The organism is Streptomyces sp. FH025 (assembly GCF_017427025.1).
In the GTDB taxonomy this organism is placed as follows: Bacteria; Actinomycetota; Actinomycetes; order Streptomycetales; family Streptomycetaceae; genus Kitasatospora.
The window spans coordinates 1-1,944 of the sequence record NZ_JAFLNG010001027.1 but is presented as its reverse complement, the minus strand read 5'-3'; the positions used below and the strand labels follow the sequence as shown (position 1 = coordinate 1,944).

Here is a 1,944-nt window from a genome sequence, read left to right as displayed (position 1 = left end):
CCACTGACCTGCAAAAACGAACATTCACGCGATATTTGCGGAGCGTGCCCGCATGCTCCGTAGCAGACTGGGCAGGGTAGACCGGGCCGCAATCGTGATCCCGAGGATGGTGAGTCCGGTGATACCAACATCCCGTACGACACCGCCCGACCGGCAGAGCGCACCACCGCCCCCGGAAGGGGCGACCCCGTTGACCGAATCGGGGGCGCACAGCCACGTGTCGGGCGTCTGCTTCAAGATCGGACCGCCCAGTCTGGTGGGTGTCGAGGTCGAGTGGTTCGTCCACGACGACCGATGTCCTACCCGGCCCGTACGGCCCGAACTGCTCCACGCCGCACTGGATTCGCTGCCCCTCGGCGGCCCCGACGGCACATCACTCCCCTCCGGTTCGCGCCTCACGCTCGAACCCGGCGGACAGGTCGAGCTCAGCTCCCCGCCCGCCCCCGGCCTCCTGGCCTGTGTCGACGACACCAGACGCGATCTGACCGCCCTGCGGGCCGCGTTCGCGGCCCAGGGCCTGCGTCTCACCGGCACCGGGACGGACCCTCTCGCCCGCCCCCGACGGATGGTGCTGGACCACCCCCGCTACCTCGCGATGGAGCGCTTCTTCGACTCCGCCGGCCCCTGGGGCCGGATCATGATGACGGACACCGCTTCGGTGCAGGTGTGCCTGGACGCCGGCGAGGCGGACGGTCCACAGGCGGTGGAGCAGCGCTGGGATCTCGTCCACCGGCTGGGCCCGGTGCTGGTCGCCGCCTTCGCCAACTCCCCGCTGCTGGACGGAAAGCCGACCGGTCACCGGTCCACCCGGCAGACCGTCTGGTCCCGGATGGACCCGACCCGCACCCTCGCCCCCGCACCGGACCACGGTGACCCGCGCGAGGCCTGGGCGAAGTACGTACTGGATGCCCAACTCCTGTGCGTACGGCGTCCGGAGGGGATGTCGTGGGCGGCGCCGCCCGGCCTGACCTTCCGCGACTGGATCCGCGGCGGTGGCGAACGTCCACCCACGATGGCGGACTTGGACTACCACTGCACCACGCTCTTCCCTCCGGTGCGCCCGCGCGGCCACCTGGAGCTGCGGATGATCGACGCCCAGCCAGGCGACGGCTGGGTGGTGCCGACCGCCCTGGTCACCACCCTGCTGGACGACCCGGTGGCCGCCGACGCCGCGTTCGCCGCGCTGGAGCCGCTGAAGGCCGTGGACGGTCCGCGCGCACCGCGCAGCGACGCCTGGCTCCGGGCCGCCACCCTGGCCATGAGCGACCCCGAGCTGCGCCGCGCCGCCCTCGCCTGTTTCGCCGCCGCCGACGCCGCGCTGGGCCGCCTGCCCGGTGCCGAACGGCTGCGCACCACCGTCGCCGAGTTCGCCGAGCGCTACCCCGCGCGCGGCCGCTGCCCGGCCGACGACCAGCTGGACGCCCTTCGCTCCGGCACTCGACGCACTCCCCCGGAAGAGGCCGCACCATGACCGACGTCCGACCCCCCGCCGACATCGAAGCGGGCACCGGCACCAGCCACGACACGGGCGGAAGCGGCGACACCGAGGCGCTGCGCGAGACCATCGCGGCCGAGCTGCTGGCCGCCCGCGCCCGGACCGCCGCGCTGACCGACTGCGTCGAGGACGCGGACCTCACCGCCCAGCACTCGCCGCTGATGTCCCCGCTGGTCTGGGACCTCGCGCACATCGGCAACCAGGAGGAGCTCTGGCTGCTGCGCAACGTCGGCGGCCGCGATCCTCTGCACCCGGAGATCGACCCGCTCTACGACGCCTTCCAGCACCCCCGGGCCGAACGCCCCAGCCTCCCGCTGCTGCCGCCCGCCGAGGCCAGGGCCTACGCCCACGAGGTGCGCGGCCGGGTGCTGGACCTGCTGGCCGCCAGCCCGCTGGAGGGTGCTCCGCTCCTGGACGCCGGGTTCGCCTTCGGCATGATCGCCCAGCAC

At 73.2% G+C, this 1,944-nt stretch carries 2 protein-coding genes; both read left to right on the top strand.

Features of this window, described 5'->3' with window-relative positions:
• Positions 1 to 190 precede the first annotated feature (190 nt).
• Positions 191 to 1,471 (top strand): ergothioneine biosynthesis glutamate--cysteine ligase EgtA, encoded by a 1,281-nt coding sequence (gene egtA / locus J0670_RS36910; RefSeq protein WP_243438044.1) that lies wholly within the window; start codon positions 191 to 193, stop codon positions 1,469 to 1,471.
• Positions 1,468 to 1,944: DinB family protein (locus J0670_RS36905; RefSeq protein ID WP_207817147.1), on the top strand; the 477-nt coding region annotated here is incomplete at its 3' end. The genes egtA and J0670_RS36905, both read left to right, overlap by 4 nt.